Origin of the sequence: Sphingomonas sp. FARSPH (assembly GCF_003355005.1) — a bacterium.
Classification (GTDB): domain Bacteria; phylum Pseudomonadota; class Alphaproteobacteria; order Sphingomonadales; family Sphingomonadaceae; genus Sphingomonas.
On the sequence record NZ_CP029985.1, the window covers coordinates 829407 to 846584 of the forward strand.

General features: G+C 68.0%; 15 protein-coding genes and 1 CRISPR repeat array. Of the genes, 8 read left to right on the forward strand and 7 right to left on the reverse strand.

The annotated features are described in order from the left end of the window. Positions 1–24: 24 nt before the first annotated feature. The 5 genes from DM480_RS04140 (at position 25) to DM480_RS04160 (ending at position 3784) form a co-directional block, all read left to right on the forward strand. On the forward strand, positions 25–477 hold the full coding sequence (locus tag DM480_RS04140) for an META domain-containing protein (RefSeq protein ID WP_115377711.1): 453 nt from the start codon (positions 25–27) through the stop codon (positions 475–477). Between the two features lie 45 nt (positions 478–522). After that, positions 523–1254, forward strand: a complete 732-nt coding sequence (gene recO / locus DM480_RS04145; RefSeq protein WP_115377712.1) for a DNA repair protein RecO — start codon at positions 523–525, stop codon at positions 1252–1254. A 58-nt stretch (positions 1255–1312) separates the two neighbouring features. Then, a complete protein-coding gene (gene leuB, locus DM480_RS04150; RefSeq protein ID WP_115377713.1) occupies positions 1313–2362 on the forward strand; it encodes a 3-isopropylmalate dehydrogenase in 1050 nt (349 codons plus the stop codon). After that, positions 2359–3456, forward strand: coding sequence for a glycosyltransferase (locus DM480_RS04155; protein ID WP_115377714.1), 1098 nt, complete (start codon positions 2359–2361; stop codon positions 3454–3456). Before leuB ends, DM480_RS04155 begins: the two co-directional genes overlap by 4 nt. A 133-nt stretch (positions 3457–3589) precedes the next feature. Beyond that, a complete protein-coding gene (locus tag DM480_RS04160) occupies positions 3590–3784 on the forward strand; it encodes a hypothetical protein (RefSeq protein WP_115377715.1) in 195 nt (64 codons plus the stop codon). 81 nt (positions 3785–3865) lie between these two features. Further along, positions 3866–5285: a CRISPR direct-repeat array (repeat unit 36 nt; unit sequence GTTGCCGCTGGACCGCGATCTCTGAGCGGTTATGAT). Between the two features lie 544 nt (positions 5286–5829). On the opposite strand, the gene cas2 is transcribed toward DM480_RS04160, so the two are convergent. The 6 genes from cas2 to DM480_RS04190 form a co-directional block, all read right to left on the reverse strand. Further along, on the reverse strand, positions 5830–6192 hold the full coding sequence (gene cas2, locus DM480_RS04165; RefSeq protein WP_198665893.1) for a CRISPR-associated endonuclease Cas2: 363 nt from the start codon (positions 6190–6192) through the stop codon (positions 5830–5832). Further along, positions 6189–7115, reverse strand: coding sequence for a type II CRISPR-associated endonuclease Cas1 (gene cas1 / locus DM480_RS04170; protein WP_115377716.1), 927 nt, complete (start codon positions 7113–7115; stop codon positions 6189–6191). The genes cas2 and cas1 overlap by 4 nt, the downstream gene beginning before the upstream one ends. Positions 7116–7125: 10 nt before the next feature. Further along, positions 7126–10446, reverse strand: coding sequence for a type II CRISPR RNA-guided endonuclease Cas9 (gene cas9 / locus DM480_RS04175; RefSeq protein ID WP_115377717.1), 3321 nt, complete (start codon positions 10444–10446; stop codon positions 7126–7128). Positions 10447–10709: 263 nt separating this feature from the next. Then, positions 10710–11591 carry an NAD(+) diphosphatase gene (nudC, locus tag DM480_RS04180; protein ID WP_115377718.1) on the reverse strand — a complete coding sequence of 294 codons (882 nt, stop codon included), beginning with the start codon at positions 11589–11591 and terminating at the stop codon, positions 10710–10712. Between the two features lie 2 nt (positions 11592–11593). After that, positions 11594–12961: a serine hydrolase domain-containing protein gene (locus tag DM480_RS04185; RefSeq protein ID WP_115377719.1), complete on the reverse strand. Its 1368-nt coding sequence runs from the start codon at positions 12959–12961 to the stop codon at positions 11594–11596. Continuing rightward, positions 12961–14037, reverse strand: a complete 1077-nt coding sequence (locus tag DM480_RS04190) for an A/G-specific adenine glycosylase (RefSeq protein WP_115377720.1) — start codon at positions 14035–14037, stop codon at positions 12961–12963. The genes DM480_RS04185 and DM480_RS04190 overlap by 1 nt, the downstream gene beginning before the upstream one ends. A gap of 26 nt (positions 14038–14063) precedes the next feature. Here DM480_RS04190 and DM480_RS04195 point away from each other — a divergent pair, with 26 nt between their 5' ends. The 3 genes from DM480_RS04195 to DM480_RS04205 all read left to right on the forward strand — a co-directional run bounded on the left by DM480_RS04195 (position 14064) and on the right by DM480_RS04205 (position 16104). Further along, entirely contained in the window at positions 14064–14588 is a 525-nt protein-coding gene (locus tag DM480_RS04195; RefSeq protein WP_232834114.1) for a DUF721 domain-containing protein, read from the forward strand. Positions 14589–14591: 3 nt separating this feature from the next. Beyond that, positions 14592–15284: a DsbA family protein gene (locus tag DM480_RS04200; RefSeq protein ID WP_115377722.1), complete on the forward strand. Its 693-nt coding sequence runs from the start codon at positions 14592–14594 to the stop codon at positions 15282–15284. A gap of 79 nt (positions 15285–15363) precedes the next feature. Next, positions 15364–16104: a thioredoxin domain-containing protein gene (locus DM480_RS04205; RefSeq protein WP_115377723.1), complete on the forward strand. Its 741-nt coding sequence runs from the start codon at positions 15364–15366 to the stop codon at positions 16102–16104. A 63-nt stretch (positions 16105–16167) separates the two neighbouring features. Here DM480_RS04205 and DM480_RS04210 read toward each other — a convergent pair whose 3' ends face one another. After that, positions 16168–17118, reverse strand: a complete 951-nt coding sequence (locus tag DM480_RS04210) for a GGDEF domain-containing protein (protein WP_115377724.1) — start codon at positions 17116–17118, stop codon at positions 16168–16170. Between the last annotated feature and the right edge of the window lie 60 nt (positions 17119–17178).

The window sequence follows — 17178 nt, forward strand, 5'->3', positions numbered from 1 at the left end:
GCCTCAAACCAGCAGGATTCCCCTATGCCTTCCTCCCGCCATCTTCTCGCCTTTGCCGCTCTTTTGGCTGGCGATCCCGCACTGGCCGCCGTACCGTCCGGCAGTCTTGCCAAGCGCGCGTGGATTCTCAGCGAAATCGACGGCCGGGCGGTCGGGACCCGCCCTGACGAGGCGACGCATGTCATCTTCGGCGCCGATCACCGGGTCGGCGGCGGCACCGGCTGCAATAGCTTCGCCGGCGATGCGATCCGCTGGTCCAGCGACCGGACCGGAACGCGCGGACGCTTCCGCTTTAACCCCACGGTCGGGATGCCGTGGACGTTGGTGCAATGTCGGCCGTCTCCGGCCGAGCGGGACGGCGCGTCGTTCTGGCAGAGGATGCGTCGGCCCGCGTCGTGGCGCGCCTCCGCGACGCAGCTGACGAGCACCTTCGCCGACGGACGCATCGCGCGGCTCACCCCGGCACCTCGCCCCTAGCCGGCACGCGATGGCGCACCGCCGACCACCGCTTATATTGTCCTGATGCACCGCGTCGCCGAAGCCCTGGTCCTTGCCGTCCGTGTTCACGGCGAGCATGGCGCGGTCGTCCGCGCGCTGACCCGCGACGACGGCGTCCAGCCCGGCTACGTCCGCGGCGGGCGATCGCGCGCACTGAGACCGATTCTGCAACCCGCCAACACCATCCGCGGCGAATGGCGCGCACGGACCGGGGAACAGCTCGCCGCGCTCACCGTCGAGCCGCTGCACAGCCGCGCCGCGTTGCATTCCCAGCCGCTGCCCGCCGCCGCGCTCGCCTGGGTCGCCGCGTTCACTGCCGCCGCACTGCCCGAGGCGCAGCCGTATCCACGCGTCCATGATGCGCTCTCCGGCCTGCTCGACGCGATCGAGGCGGCGCCCAGCGCACGTGGCTGGGCGGCGGCGCTGGCGCGTTACGAACTGCTGCTGCTCGCCGAACTCGGTTTCGGCCTAGACCTTTCGGCGTGCATCGTTACCGGCGCATCCGACGATCTGGCCTTCGTCAGCCCGAAAAGCGGCGGCGCGGTGTGCGCCGGGGCGGCATCGGGCTACGAACGCCGCCTGTTTCCGCTGCCCGCCTTCCTGCGCGACGGCGGCAGCGCGGACTGGCCCGAGGTGTTCGATGGCCTGCGGATCACCGGCCATTTCCTGGCGCGCGACCTGCTCGTCGACCGCCGCGTCGACGCAATGGCGGCGCGCGCGCGGCTCGTCGACCTGATGCAAAGGGCGGTTGCCTGAACGCTGCGCCCTCGCCATGAAGCCGCGACGACAGCAATCGCGTGACAGGAAAGCGTCCATGCCCCTCGTAGCAATCCTCGCCGGCGACGGCATCGGCCCCGAGGTGACGGCCGAGGCGCGGCGCGTGCTCGAGGCGCTGGAGCTAGACCTGACGTTCGAGGAAGCGCCGGTCGGCGGCGCGGGCTATGAGGCCGCGGGCCATCCCCTGCCGCCCGAGACGCTGGCGCTCGCGCGCCGCGCGGATGCGATCCTGTTCGGGGCGATCGGCGATCCACGCTACGAGAAGCTCGACCGGCATCTGCGCCCAGAGGCAGCGCTGCTCGGCCTGCGCAGCGCGCTCGGCCTGTTCGCGAACATCCGCCCCGCGACGATCTTCCCCGCGCTCACCCACGCCTCCAGCCTCAAGCCCGACGTGGTCGAGGGCCTCGACATCGTCATCGTGCGCGAACTCACCGGCGACGTCTATTTCGGCGACAAGGGCCAGCGCACCACCGACGCAGGGCTGCGCGAGGGCTACGACCTGATGCGCTACGACGAAAACGAAGTGCGCCGCATCGCCACCGTCGGCTTCGAGATCGCGATGCGGCGGAAGCGCAAGCTCTGCTCGGTTGACAAGGCGAACGTGCTCGAAACGTCGCAGGTGTGGAGGGACGTCGTCATCGCGCTGTCGGCGGACTATCCCGAGGTCGCGCTGACGCACATGTACGTCGACAATGCCGCGATGCAGCTGGTGCGCGCGCCGACGCAGTTCGACGTCATCGTCACCGGCAATCTGTTCGGCGATATCCTGTCCGACCAGGCGAGCATGTGCGCCGGATCGATCGGCATGCTGCCCAGTGCCTCGCTCAGCGCATGGAGCGGTGCCAACGGCATGTACGAACCGATCCACGGCTCCGCCCCCGACATCGCCGGTCAGGGGCGCGCCAATCCGTGTGCCGCGATCCTCTCCGCCGCGATGCTGCTGCGCCATTCGCTGGACGACGAAGCATCGGCGCAGCGCGTCGAGGCGGCGGTGGCACGTGCGCTCGACGGCGGTGCGCGGACGGCGGACCTCGGCGGCACGCTGTCGACGCGCGCGATGGCGGATGCGATCCTCGCCGCGCTATGAGCGACCTTCTCGAGATCGCGGTCGTCATCCCGACCTTCAACGAGCGCGCGAACGTGCCGACGCTGGTGGCGAAGCTCGACCAGGCGCTGGCGGGACGCGCGTGGGAAGCGATCTTCGTCGACGACGACAGCCCCGACGGCACCGCCGATGTGGCGCGCGAGCTGGCGCGGCTCGACCGGCGCGTGCGCGTCATCCAGCGGATCGGTCGGCGCGGCCTGTCGTCCGCCTGTATCGAAGGGATGTGCGCCACCGCCGCGCCCGTCGTCGCGGTGATCGATGGCGACCTTCAGCATGACGAGACGTTGCTGCCCGCGATGCTCGACCTGCTGCAGCGCGATGCCGAACTCGACGTCGTCGTCGGATCGCGCTTCGTCGCGGGCGGCGGCACCGGCGACTGGGATCGCGACCGCGTCGCCAAGTCGGCCTTCGCGACGAAGCTGTCACGCCGGGTGCTGAAGGGCGATCTGTCCGATCCGATGAGCGGCTTCTTCGCGATCCGCACGGACCACGTCCGTCGCCTCGCGCCCGATCTGTCGGCGATCGGCTTCAAGATCCTGCTCGACCTGATGACCGCGGCGCCCGAACCGCTGCGCTTTGCCGAGCTGCCCTACACCTTCCGCGTGCGGACCGCCGGGGAGAGCAAGCTCGATCACGTCGTCGCCATGGAATATCTGATCGCGCTTTACGACCGCTTGTTCGGGCACGTCGTGCCGGTGCGCTTCGCGATGTTCTCCGGCATCGGCGTGCTCGGCGTCGGCGTGCACATGGGCGTGCTCGGCACCGCGCTCGAACTGGGCGCAAGCTTCCTGTTTGCCCAGATTCTGGGTGCGTTCAGCGCTATGACTTTCAACTTCTTCCTCAACAACACCCTAACCTACCGCGAACGAAGACTTAAAGGATTTCGGCGATTACTTGACGGCTGGGTCACTTTTTGCATTGTTTGCTCTGTCGGATTGATCGCCAATATCGGCATTGCTGCCTTTCTTCACGATTTTAAGAACGGAGGCGCTGCAGGTTCTGCGATGATAGGGATTTTGGTCGGCGCTGTCTGGAATTATGCATTGTCATCGAAATTCATATGGGGTCGATACTGATTTTGCTCGAAGGAACGAGTAATTCGATCGATGCGGACGACAGGGCCGTTAATTTCGGGTCGAGCCCGAAAGCAAGCATAGCAGTGAGCCGCGCCTAGTTTGCCGGAGGCTCCAATTCCTGAAAAGGCGCCGTATGAGCAAAGCAGCGAATATGTTTTGCTCGGAGGTCTGCGAACGGGCGGTGCGGCTGGCGCGGGATCACGAGCGTGACCCGCCGTCGATGGGCGGCGGCGAACTGCGTAAAGCAAACGACATCCCGCGCAAGGCGTCCGCATATTGGCCCGGGCGGAGCGCGATCGCCCGTTCCGGCGATTATCGCCTGCATTGACGAAGGCCGCGATGCCCATGAGATGAATTACCATCTCTGAGCGGTTATGATCTGCGCCTCCGTAGCACCGCCTGGACCACAGTTGCCGCTAGATCGCGATCTCTGAGCGGTTATGATGCGGGCACGCCGCTCACCCGCGCACACCTGGTTGCCGCTGGACCGCGATCTCTGAGCGGTTATGATGCGCTCAATAACTTTCTCGGGCAGTCTACCGTTGCCGCTGGACCGCGATCTCTGAGCGGTTATGATGCGACCGATAAGGACGCGCCCGCCCGACTGGTTGCCGCTGGACCGCGATCTCTGAGCGGTTATGATGTCGTGAGCGAGGACGCAAAGCCGATCGTCGTTGCCGCTGGACCGCGATCTCTGAGCGGTTATGATTCGCTGTTCGGCAGTACGACGACCGTTACGTTGCCGCTGGACCGCGATCTCTGAGCGGTTATGATCGTCATTGTGCGGCTGAAACCGCCCGAGATGTTGCCGCTGGACCGCGATCTCTGAGCGGTTATGATCTCGCGCATCGCTGCGGCGTCCTACAGCAGGTTGCCGCTGGACCGCGATCTCTGAGCGGTTATGATGCGAAGCCCGCCAGCCCGGCCCGTCAGGGCGTTGCCGCTGGACCGCGATCTCTGAGCGGTTATGATCAGCAAGTAGGGCGTTCGACAGCGAAGCTGGTTGCCGCTGGACCGCGATCTCTGAGCGGTTATGATCTCGCCCCGCGACAAGCGCGCGCAGATCGCGTTGCCGCTGGACCGCGATCTCTGAGCGGTTATGATGTCCGGATCGTTCGGGTCCGTCTTGCCAGTGTTGCCGCTGGACCGCGATCTCTGAGCGGTTATGATTCCACGGCCGGCAGCGTCGGCAGCACGTCAGTTGCCGCTGGACCGCGATCTCTGAGCGGTTATGATAACAAGTACGCTCCGGTGCGATAGACGTGGGTTGCCGCTGGACCGCGATCTCTGAGCGGTTATGATAGACCGTGCGACCGGCGGACAGAATGGAATGTTGCCGCTGGACCGCGATCTCTGAGCGGTTATGATCTAACGGGGTTTTCGGTGGTCACGCGCAATGTTGCCGCTGGACCGCGATCTCTGAGCGGTTATGATGCATGCGGGCGTTGGCCCGCTTTTCACAAGGTTGCCGCTGGACCGCGATCTCTGAGCGGTTATGATACGGTCGGCCCCGTCAAGGCCAAGGAAGGGTTGCCGCTGGACCGCGATCTCTGAGCGGTTATGATGTCTTCATGTCAAACATGGCGAAGGAAATTGTTGCCGCTGGACCGCGATCTCTGAGCGGTTATGATAAACGTCAACGTCATGTTGAAGGTCAAGGAGTTGCCGCTGGACCGCGATCTCTGAGCGGTTATGATTGCCGCTGCATTCGCCGCAGCGAACCAGTCGTTGCCGCTGGACCGCGATCTCTGAGCGGTTATGATGAATGGTGTCGACGCTAAGCCCCGTCTCTTGTTGCCGCTGGACCGCGATCTCTGAGCGGTTATGATGGATGTCGAGTTATCCTCCTGGATTTAGGTAGAATTGCTCGACATCCATTGTAAAAAAGCGGGTTCTGGCAGGGTGGGAATGCGCCGGAGGGGCGCATTTTTTGCGCGCGTACTGGTAGATCGTCGGGTCGGAGCCGGCCTGCATGGGTTCGCGGCACGATGGCGGCGTCTAGGACGCGCCGCGATGAGGCGGCGGCAGGCATGGGCGCGACGTTCGGGCGGTCCGCCGGTCGATCGTCGGGGCGCATCCGGTGGCCAGAACATTCCGCGCTGCCGATCACCAACGCGCGCAGGCGGGCGGCGGCACGACGTGCGGCGGCTGCTTGCGCCAGCACGATAGTGCATCTGCCGCCAAACGGCGCTGCGGTGGCGCGACGAGCGACAGGGGCATGCGACCGCACGACAGCACGTTCGCAGCCGGAGGGTGGAGCAGCGGCGGCGGGACGCGCGGCGGGGGCGTGCCCTCGGCCGCCCGCAGAGGGCGCGCAGGTGCCGGCGGCGCGGGTCGGGGCGACGGGGCGGGCATAAAGGGCGTCGCGCATCGTCAGAACAGCGCCAGCTGGTCGGGGTTCCTGCGCGGGCGGCGGCGGGTCTGGCCGGCGTAGCGGACGATGTTTTCATATTGCCGGTCGGTGAAGCTCAGCACATGGACCTCGCCCTTGTCGGGCAGATGCGCCTCGATACGCCGCATATAGGCCTCCTGCGCCTCCTTGCCGCTGCAGAAACGCGCGTAGACCGAAAACTGGCTCTTCTCGAACCCCTCGTCGAGCAGATATTCGCGGAATTTCGTCGCCGCGCGCGCCTCCGCCTTGGTGGTCACGGGCAGGTCGAACATCACGAAAATCCACATCAGCCGATAGCCGCTCAATTGGGTGGCGCTCGCCAGCGCAGGTTGGGCGATGCTCATCCGAGCAGCGCGTCCAGCCCCGCCAGCTCGAGCGCCGAGGGCGGCTGCGGCAGGACGAGATCGGCGGCACGTCCGCTCTGGAAACACAGCGCCAGCGTCTGCGCCGCGCGCGTCGCGGCGAGCGAGGCGGTCGTCACCATGCCCCCCGCCCCCGGCAGATCGAGCGCGATCAGCCCGGCATAAGCGCGCTTCGCCTCCGGCCCGACCGCCTCGACGCCGCGCGCGCGCAGCCGCACGGTGAGCGCGTCGACCAGCGGGCGGAACGGTTCGATCAGATCGTCGGCGAGCGCGAAGGGATTGCCGCGATTGGCGTGGTGGACGCCGATCGACGGATGCAGCCCCGCCGCGACGATCGCCCGCGCGCACATCGCGCGCATCACCGCATAGCCATAGTTGAGCAGGCCGTTGACGCCGCCGGCATCGCGATCGCGGCGGAAATCGGCGCCCATCAGCATCCCCCAGTAGCGCCGCGCCGCCTGCGCCTCGACATTGTCGGGATCGCCCGAGCCGACGCGCCGCGCGAGCAGGTCGAAAGCGCCCGCATGATGGCCGTTGGCGTCGAGCACCGCGCCCTGCCAACGGATCTTGGCGACGATGATCGCCTTCCACACCTGCTTGGCGAGCGGCCGCTTCGCCTCCCACTGCGCGCGCATCCGCCCGTTCTGCGCATGATGGCCGTCGATCGGCAGACAGACCGCGACGGGCGTGTGGTTGGGCCCGCACAGAAGCAGGATCGCGCCGCGTTCGGCGAGCGCGACGACGAGGTTGGTCGACCAGGTGACGCCGTGCGCGTGGACGATGACCGCGGCGACATCGTCGAGCGGCACGCGCCCGACCTCGACCCGATCCTCCGCCACGATCAGAAAGCCGCGCTGCGCCGAAAGATGGCGGCCGTCGGTGGCGATATCGACGATCCGCTCCATGGTGCCGCCCCTATTCCGCAGCCTTGCGCGTCGGACGCACCGTCTTGCGCGCAGGGAAGCCGGGATCGAGCACGCGGCCGATCTGATCGACGCGCACCTGCCGCGCCTGCCACGCCTTCAGCGTATTGGGCGACGGATAACTGTATTTGAACGGGTCGTCGCCGTCCGCATCGCGCGCCTTCAGCGCGCCGCCTTCATTGGGCGCTGCGACGGCGAACTGCTTGTCGGAGAATTTGACGACCCGCACCAGTTCGCGGCCGCTGCCACGGTCGATCGCGAGCATGTCGTCACGCTGCAGGCTGAGTACCTTGCGCGCAGCGGGGTGCGGCCGGGGCCGCTCGCCCGGCTGATGCGCATCGAACATCGACACGACCGTCGCGCGCCATTTGCCGTCGGGCATTTCCCAGACGTCGTAGCGATAGTTGGAGTCGCCCTTATACCCCTTGTAGGCGCGGCCGGCCGCGTCACGGATCGGGATGACGGTAAGCGGTTCGATGATGCGGACGCGGCGGATACCCCGGTAGTCCAGTGGTCCCAATTCGGGGAACTCACCAATCCGCCGCTCGAAGTCCTTGCCGGAAAAGCCTGCGGTGAAAGCCGACAACGCGTCGCGCAGCAGGGGATCACGAACGCGTTCGATATCGGCGGCCTTCTTGAGCGATCCGATTGGAATGCGATGGACGACCAGATCGGTGCCCTTCGCATCGGTCGCGCCGGTCAGACCGTAGGCGGTGTCGTTGTGCAGCCGCCCGGCGGTCTTGTCTCCGCCCTTGGGCAGGCCCGCCTTCGACACCGTGCCATGGTCGGGACGATGCGCGACGACGATAGCGTCGACCGTCCGTTTGAGATCGTCGCGGAAACCCTCCCACGGCGTGGGCACGAGGATGCGCAGCATGTCGGCATCGGTCGCGCCCTGCCCCGATTCGTACGCGATCCGTTGCAGCATCGCGCGATCGAGGATCGCGACCACGACCGCGTCGATCGCGTGATGGCGGTGATCCTTGCGGTTCTTCGGCTGGTCCGCGCCGAGATTATGGTCGCCGAGCAGATCGTTGAGCCCGAGCTTTCGCCGCACCATCTCGGTCAGGCGCCCCGGCGATACCCAGACACGCCCGCTGTCCTCGCCGCGCACGGGATAGAGCGACGACAGATAGTCGCGCGCCAGCCGGCCGAGATATTGCGTGTCGATCAACTGGCGGGCGAGGAAGCCGCCTTCCTTCTCGAATCGCTCCATCGCGTCGGGTTCGAATCGCCAGCGTTTATTGCGCGGCAATCGCGCGGCGCGTTCGGCGATTTCCGGCCAGAGAGGGGTATGTCCCCAGGCGTCGTAGGGGGAGCGCTTGCGCTTATCGCGATTGGCGCTGCGCATGCACACGATCTTGTTGCCGTTCGAATCGTCGAGCGTCGCGGTGAACGGCAGTATGTGATCGACCTCGACGTCGTTCGAAAACAGCATGTCGATCGAAATCTGCGTGCCGGTGTAGACGCAGCGGCGATCGAGCACGTTGCCGGGGTTCAGCTCTTCCCACAATTTGAGCAACGCGCGATTGGCGCCGGTGTCGCGCTGACCGATCTCGCGCAATTTCTCCGACCGCTTTTCCGCATCCTGCCGGTTTCGGGTGTTTTCCAGATTGCGCTGCTTCTTGTCGTCGTCGGACAGCTTCAGCTCGCGGGCGAGCTCGACCGCAATCTCATGCGGCGGGCCGTAGGCGCGGATCAGGCGGTTGACGACCTGGCGCAGTTGCCCCAGCGCGATGTGCACCGTCGGATTGGTCAGCCGGCCGTGCCGCACGGCGTCATCCGCCTCGCGCGGGTCGGCGGTACCGGGCATGACATGGCGTTCGAGCGGGATGGCGTAATAGGGCAACGCAGGACGGCCCGCCGCGTCAGTGAATATCTCGCCGGTGCGATGGTCGCTGTGGTGACCATAGCCTGCGATCACGACCGCCTCACTGTAGACGACGACGCGGTCCGGCTCGATCGGCGCGGCATCGGGCGTGCGCCCCTCAGGCGTGCGTCCGTCCGCGAGTGCAGCGACCAGTTTGGTCGTCGCGGTGAGCCCGAAACGCCCGTAACCGGCGGGCAGCGGCGCGCGCGCGACCGCCTTCGCCTGCTCGGGCGTGAGCGCGTGCACCGCCTCGAGCCAGGCGCGGAAGGCCGCGTCGTCGGCGTCGCTTTCGACCGCCTGTTGGCGCGCGATCACGTCCCATTGCTGATCCAGCGAGAGATGCAGCCAGCGCGTGCCGAAGCGCTGCTTCGATTGCATGACGGCGGCGACCTCGTCGCCCTTCAGTTCGGTGCGATGCTCGCTTTCCTTGTTGAAGCGTGCGGCGGGGTCGAGCTTCAGGTCCTTGCGCAGTTTCTCGAACGAAACCTTCGGCTTGTCCTTCAGGCGCCGGTAGAGTGTGTCGCGCTGCTCGGGCGTCAGCCGCACGGCCGCCTCGCCGGGGCGGACGATCATCAGCGCGTTGACCTCCTCGAGCAGACGGCGGCGCTGGAACAGCGGATGCGCCTTGGGCAGGCGCTCTTCGGCATAGGGGGGCAGCGAGCAGCGGCCGACCGCGGGCGTTTTCAGCGGACGCTGCCAGAACACGATCTCGTACAGGCAGTCGTGCACCGCCTGCGTCATCGTGTCGGGATGATGTGGCGCCTGCGCGTGCCAGATCGCCTCGAACTCCGCCTGGATCAGCGCGCGGCCTGGGTAGAAATCATAGCCGTCGCCCTTCGCCCCCTCCCCCGTTTCGGGACGCAGGCGGGTGCGGACGCTGGGGATGGCGTTGCGATTCTCGGCGGATTCGCGGCGCAGGTGCAGGAATTCGCCGAAGGTGCGCGCGCCGGCCTCCTCGATCCTGTCTTGCAGCCGGTCGATGCCGATCGCAACCTTGCCCGCCTCGTCGTCCTTGCGATCCGCCTTGCGGTTGGACTGGAACCCGCGGCGCTGGTTGAGGTGGAAGATCGCGCGCCCGATTTCGGGCAGCGACAGTTCCTCGTCGAGCGCGCGGGCGCGCAACGCATAGGGGTCCTTGTTGGCGAGCGCCCGGCGCGCCTCGGGATCCGAAGGGAAGAACCCGTCCGCCTGCAGGTACTTGAGCAGCGCGGCCTGGCGCTGCTTGAACCGGTCGCGGCCGCGGCGCATCGCGCGGGCCGCGCGGCGATCGACGGCGAGCGAGGCGCCCGACTTGGGATCGCGCCCCGCCCCCGCGATGCCCGCGCCGAAGATGCGCGATCCCGCCTTCAGGAAGCCCTTTGGCTTCAATGTATCGGCATCGAGCTCGACCGCCGCCCAGCCGAGCGAGTTCGTGCCGACATCCAGTCCCAAACGCCACACCATCGTCCATCCCCCGGCAACGGCTGCAGGACACCAGTCTTTGCCCACCGGAGCAAGCCCGGCGCGGCAATCGCTCGACGGGAATTTGCACGGTTTTGGAGGCAATTGTCGCCGGTGCGGCGGGGATGGGGATTGACGAAAGCGTGCCTTCGCGCGATCCTGGGGCTTCAGAGATCGCGGTACTGGCGGCTAACAAGCAGTCATGTCTGCACCAGATAAGGGCGGCGCTACGGCGCCGCCTTTTTACTGTCCGGCGATCACCGTGCTCAATTCCCTTCGCCCGCCCAGACGCTGAGCAACGTATGCGCGATCGCGTAGGGCGGCGGCGGCAGGAAGGCGCCGGGTTCGCCCGCCAGCGCGCGGGCGACGTCGGCGCGCGGGACCCAGATCGCATCCTCCAATTCGTTGCGGTCGAGCGTCAGCGCGTCGTCGTCGGCGGTCGCGACGCAGGCGATCATCAGCGACGACGGGAAGGGCCAGGGCTGGCTGGCGATGTAGCGGACGTCGCGCACCGCGATGCCGGCTTCCTCCGCGATCTCGCGCGCGACCGCTTCCTCGATCGATTCGCCCGGCTCGAGGAAACCGGCGAGTGCGGAATAGCGGCCGGGCGGGAAGCTCGGCTGGCGGCCGAGCAGGGCGCGCCCGTCATGCTCGGCAATCATGATGACGACGGGGTCGACGCGCGGGAAATGCTCGGTGCCGTCGGCGTCGCATTTGCGCCCCCAGCCGGCGCGGAAGACGTGCGTCGTCGCGCCGCAGCGCGGGCAGAAACGGTGGCGCGCATGCCAGTCGAGGAGGCTGCGCGCGGCGGCGTAGGTCGCCGCCTCGCCGGGGGCGAGCGCGCCGAGGATCGCGACGAGCTGCGGATTGCGCATCGGCGGCGCCTGCCCTTCGGCGCCCGCCGGCGGGATCGCGGCGAGATGCGCGCGGCCCGCGGCGTCGAGGCCGAGGAGGGCGAAATCGGCGCCGTCGGGCGCGTCGGCGATGCTGCCCCAGACGAGCCGGTCGTCGGCGATGGCCGGCATCAGCCCGTCGAGCCGCAGCAGCCGCGCCGCCGGGGTGAGCAGCGCGGCGAAGGCATCGGGATCGTGGCGCAGCGTGTCGGCGCGATCGAGCGTGCCGCCGGTGAAGCCGGGCGCGGGATGCATGCTCACGGACGCAGGCGCGTCAGGTCGCCGGCGAAGGCGGCGACGGTCTGCTCGCGCACCGGCCAGCGATCGGCGGGGAAGTAATTGACCATGATCGTGCCGCGGATGCGCTTGACCGGATCGACGAAGGCGACGGTGCCCGCCGCGCCGCCCCAGCCGTACGTGCCCTTCGACGGGACACCGCCGGGCCCGTCGGCGAGATAGACCGACCCGCCCGCGCCAAAGCCCATCGGCGTCGCCGCGCGCGTGCCGCCGGTATTGCCCGCGACGCCGCCGAAGGTGACGCCGGTGGGCAGCAGGTTGGACATGGCGAGGCGCACCGTCTCGGGCTTCATGATCCGGACGCCGTCGAGACTGCCCTGGTCGGTGAGCATGTGCAGGAAGCGGTCGTAGTCGCGCGCCGACATGACGAGGCCGGCGCCGCCGTACGGGAAGCTGGGCGGCTTCAGCCAGACCGAGGTCGCGCCGGGATCGAGCGGCGTCAGCTGATCGCCGACGAAGCCGTAATTGGTGGCGAGCCGCGATGCGTCCTGCGGCGGGACGGTCCAGAAGCTCGACGTCATCTTGAGGGGGTCGAAGATGCGCTGCTGGACGAAACGGTCGAACGGCATGCCGGACGCCACCTCGATGACGCGGCCCATGACGTCGAGGCCGATCGAATAATGCCAGCGCGTGCCCGGCTGATAGACGAGCGGCAGCGTCGCGACGCGATCGGCGAAGGCGGCAAGCGTCGCGGGGCGGGTGCGGCGGGCGAGCGCCTCGACCTCATTGTTGACCGCGGCGGGGACGATCCCCTGCGCCTCGTAGAGCTTGAGCAGCGGGCCTTGCGCGTTGATGTTGTAGCCGAGGCCGGACGTGTGGGTGAGGAGTTCGCGGATCGTGATCGGGCTCTTCGCGGGCTCGGTGTCGAGGCTGGTGTCCGGGCTGGTCAGGACGCGCATCCTGGCGAAGGCGGGTATGTATTTGGACAGCGGGTCGTCGAGGCCGATCCTGCCCTCCTCGATCAGGATCATCGCCGCCATCGCGGTGACCGGCTTGGTCATGGAGTAGACGCGCCAGAGCGTGTCGGGCGTCGCGGCGGGGGCGGCGGCGTCGGTCGCGATGCGGCCCGCGGCGATGAACTGCGTCGGATAGTCGCCGATGCCGAACGCGGCGACGATGCCGGGCATCTTGCCGTCGCGGACGTAGCCGTCGAACAGCGCCTGCGTGCCGGGGAAGGCGGGATTGCCCTGCGCGGCCGCGGGTGCGGCGACGGGTGCGGGGACGCGCGCGGGCAGCGAGCGCGTCTCCTGCCTGAGCGCCTGCGCGCCGAGCGTGCCGGCGCCCGCGAGCGCGACGAGCGCCGCGCTGATCGTGATGGATACGCGCATCAGTCTTCCCTCCTCATGATCGCTCTCGCCGCCTTGGCGAAGACGGTCGGCAGCCCCGCCGCATCGAGATCGGCGATCGGCCACCATTCGCTCTCAGGCCGGTGATGCGCGTCGGCGCGCGCGACGGCAAGCGCGAGTTGCAGGTCGAAATGGGTGAAGCCGTGCGCGACCGTCGCGTTGCGCAGCTGCCACGCCGCTGCGGCGGGCGCGTCGGCGAGGCCGGGGGGCGCACCCTCCTGCCACGGCCCGGTCGGCAGCGCGCGCATCCCGCCGAGCAGCCCCGTGTCGGGACGGCGGACGAGGAGGACGCGGCCGTCGCGTTCGAGCCAGAAGATCGTGCCTTGACGCTGCGGCTTCGCCTTTTTCGCGGCCTTGGCGGGCAGCGCCTCCGCCAGCCCCTGCGCATGCGCGCGGCAGTGCGGCTGGAGCGGGCAGAGCAGGCATTTGGGCGCGCGCACCGTGCAGATCGACGAGCCCAGGTCCATCATGCCTTGCGCGAAATCGCCTGCGCGTGCGTCGGGGGTGATCGTGTCCGCCGCCGCCCGGATCGCGGGCCGCGCGACGGGGAGCGGCGTGGCAATCGCGAACAGCCGCGCGACGACGCGTTCGACATTGGCGTCGACCACCACCGCGCGTTCGCCGAACGCGATCGCCGCCACCGCCGCGGCGGTATAGGCACCGAGACCGGGCAAGGTGCGCAGCACCGCCTCGGTGCGCGGAAAGACGCCGCCATGGTCCGCGACGACGGCGCGCGCCGCCTTCACCAGATTGCGCGCGCGGGCATAATAGCCAAGCCCCGCCCAGGCGGCCATCACGTCCGCCTCGTCCGCGGCGGCGAGGCTGGCGAAATCGGGCCAGCGCGCGGTCCAGGCGAGGAAGCGCGGGGTCACCGCGGCGACCGTCGTCTGCTGCAGCATCACCTCCGACAGCCAGACGCGATACGGGTCCGCCGCCTCCCCCGCCCGTGCCCGCCACGGCAGGTCGCGACGATGGCGGTCGTACCAGTCGAGCAGCGCGGGGGCGATCGATCCCGCATCGATCGGCGCGTCGGGCAGGCAAGTGCGTGTAGCGTCCACGCCGCCGCTATGGCATGGAGCGGCGGATGAGCAAGCGCGGCCGCGCCCCCCAGACCGAATCCCCCCGCCACAACCGCCCGCGCGCGGTGAGCGAGCTTCTGCCCGCGGTGGGCGGCGCGGCGTTTCGCCGCTTCGGCTTCGTGCAGAGCGCGCTGGTAAGCCGCTGGCCGGAGATCGTCGGAGAGCGCTGGGCGAGCGCGTCCGCACCCGAATCCCTGCGCTTTCCGCCCGGCAAGAAGGCGGACGGCACGCTGACCGTGACGGTGCGCGGCAGCCATGCGCCGATGATGCAGCATATCGCGCCGGAGATCGTCGCGCGCGTCAACCGCTTCTTCGGCTATACCGCGGTCGCGCGGCTGACGTTGCGGCAGGGCGAGATCGCCAAACCGGTGCGCCGCGCCGCGCCCATCGCCACCGATACGGTGCGTCCGGTCCCCGCCGAGATGGGCGAAGGGCTGAAGACGATCGCCGATCCGGAGCTGCGCGCCGTGCTCGAATCGCTTGCCGCAGGCGTCGCCGCCACGCCGCGCGGCCTGCCCAGGATAGGATAAGTCATGCGTCCGTACGTCGCCGGCCTCGCCGTCTTCCTCGCCTCCGCCACGACGGCCGCGCTGGTCGCCGCCGCGCCGGCCGCCGACTGGACGCGCCATGTCACGCAGACGGCGAAGGGCGCTTTCGTGCTGGGCAACCCCGCCGCACCGATCAAACTGGTCGAATATGGCAGCTACACCTGCTCGCACTGCGCCGCCTTTTCGAAGGAGAGCGAGGCGACGCTGAAGGGCCAGATGGTGCGATCGGGCAAGGTCAGCCTGGAATATCGCCACTTGATCCGCGATCCTGCCGATCTGGGTGCGGCGATCCTGGCGCGATGCACGGGCACCGCGGGCTTCTTTCCGACCAGCGCGATGATCTTCGCGACGCAGGAGGCATGGCTGCCCAAATTGTCGAGCTACGCCCAGGCGCATCCCGAACTCGACGCCAAACCGGGCCTCGCGCAGGCGCGCGCGCTGGCCGATGGCGCGGGACTGACGCAGGCGGTGCGCGCGCGCGGACTGACCCCGGCGCAGATCAACGCCTGTTTCGCGGACAAGGCGGGCGTCGACCGGATCACCGCGATGACCGGCGATGCGCCGATCGAGGTGCAATCGACGCCGACCTTCTACATCAACAACCAGCTGCAACCGCCGATGGCGTGGGACCAGCTGGCCGCCGTGCTGCGCGCCAAGGGCGCACCGGCGGGCAAGTGAGCGCCTCGTTCGTCCGGTTTTTCCCCGTGTCCCCGGTTTCCTTTCGTCCCAAGTCCCCTTCGTGGAGCGTAACACCGCTATGAAGTTCCTTGCCCTCCTCCTTGCGCCGCTGGCGCTGGTCGCCTGTTCGAAGGGCGGCGATGCCGGCAATACCGGCACGCCCGCCGCGCCCGCAGCCCCGGTCGCCGCCGTCGCCGCGCCTGCCGGCCAGCATTGGACCGACGTGGTCGCGCAGACCAAGGAAGGCTATGTGATGGGCAACCCCGATGCCCCGATCAAGCTCGTCGAATATGGCTCGCGCCTGTGCCCGACGTGCGGCGCGCTGGCCCGCGAAGGCTATCAGCCGCTGACCACCAAATACGTCGACTCGGGCAAGGTCAGCTTCGAATTCCGCGAATTCCTGGTCCATGGCGCGCTCGACATGCCGCCGACGTTGCTCGGCAATTGCACCAGCAAGGAAGCCTTCTTCCCGCTGCTCGAGCAAATGTATGCGAACCAGCAGAGCTTCCTCGACAAGATCCAGGCGGCGTCCCCGGCGGCGCAGCAGCAGATCCAGTCGGCAAAGCCCGTCGACGCGTTCCGCCTGATGGCGCAGCAGATGGGCCTGATCGACTTCGTCAAGCAGCGCGGTATCCCGGAAGCCAAGGCGATGCAGTGCCTGGCCGACCAGGGCCAGATCGACCGCTGGACCAAGCAGACCGCCGACAAGAGCGCCGACGGCACCGTGCAGGGCACGCCGACGCTGATCCTCAACGGCAAGAAGGTCGACGCGATCACCTGGGGCGCGCTCGAGCCGCTGCTCAAGGCGGCGGGCGCGTAAGATTGGAGAAAGCCGCAGCGTTCGGGGACGCTGCGGCTTTCTCGGCAGGCCCCGCGAACGGGGTTACGTCTCGACGTGGTTGCCGCCGCGCTGCGCCGCCACGACCAGTTTTTTGCGTAACGCGGTGAGCAGCGTGTCGATATCGTCGCCCTGATCGCTGACGATCGATGCCGATCCGGTGACCGTGCCGATCCATTCACCGGTTTCGAGCAGCCTGAACTTGCGTCGCTCGACCAGCGAGAGCACCTCTTCGGCAAGGCCGCGCGCCGCGGTGACCGTGTGATCCGGAAGGACGACGACGAACTCGTTGCCGGACCATCGGATCGGTTCCTGATCCTGGAAAATCTTGCGCAGCTTGTTGGCGAAGGCGTTCAGGACATTGTCGCCGACGGACGCGCCGAATTCGCGATTGATCCCGACCAGCCCGTCGATGCTGAACATCAGCAGCACATAACGGCGCTCGTGCCGTTCGACCTGCTCGAATATACGCCGCGCGCCGACGGGGTTGAGCGCGCTGGTCAGTCCATCGTGTTCAAGGCCGACCGATTCCGGAGCGAGTGACCGGATACTTGCCTTCAAGGCCTCAAACTGCCCTTTCAGCTCGATCAGCTCCTCCTCCGCGCTGGTCAAGCGGCTGACCACTGCATCGCCGCCGGGCACCACGCCTTCGGCATGGCGCACGACATGCCTGACATCGTCGCCCACCGCCAGGGCGACGCCCTGCGCTTCGCCGGCGAGCGTTTCCAGCCGCGTCGCATGTGCCGTCAGTTCCCGCTCAATCCCCGGCCGCCGCGACGGGTCTTGCGGCGTCAGATACCGGGCGATCAATGTCTGCGCCTGGTCGGCATTCAGGCGAACTCCGCCCTCGACCAGCAGCGTGATCTCCGCCGTCAGGCCCGCATTCGCACCGGATCGATGCGCCAGCGCCAGCGCATAATGCACGGCATCCGGTTCAAGCTGATGCTGTTCAAGGAAATCGATCGCGCTTCTCGCCTGGGCAAACAACGTCTTCATGGCTCTCCAGACATTATCAACGTCGGATTAAGGCTGTCGCGAAAAGAACACAGCCCACCC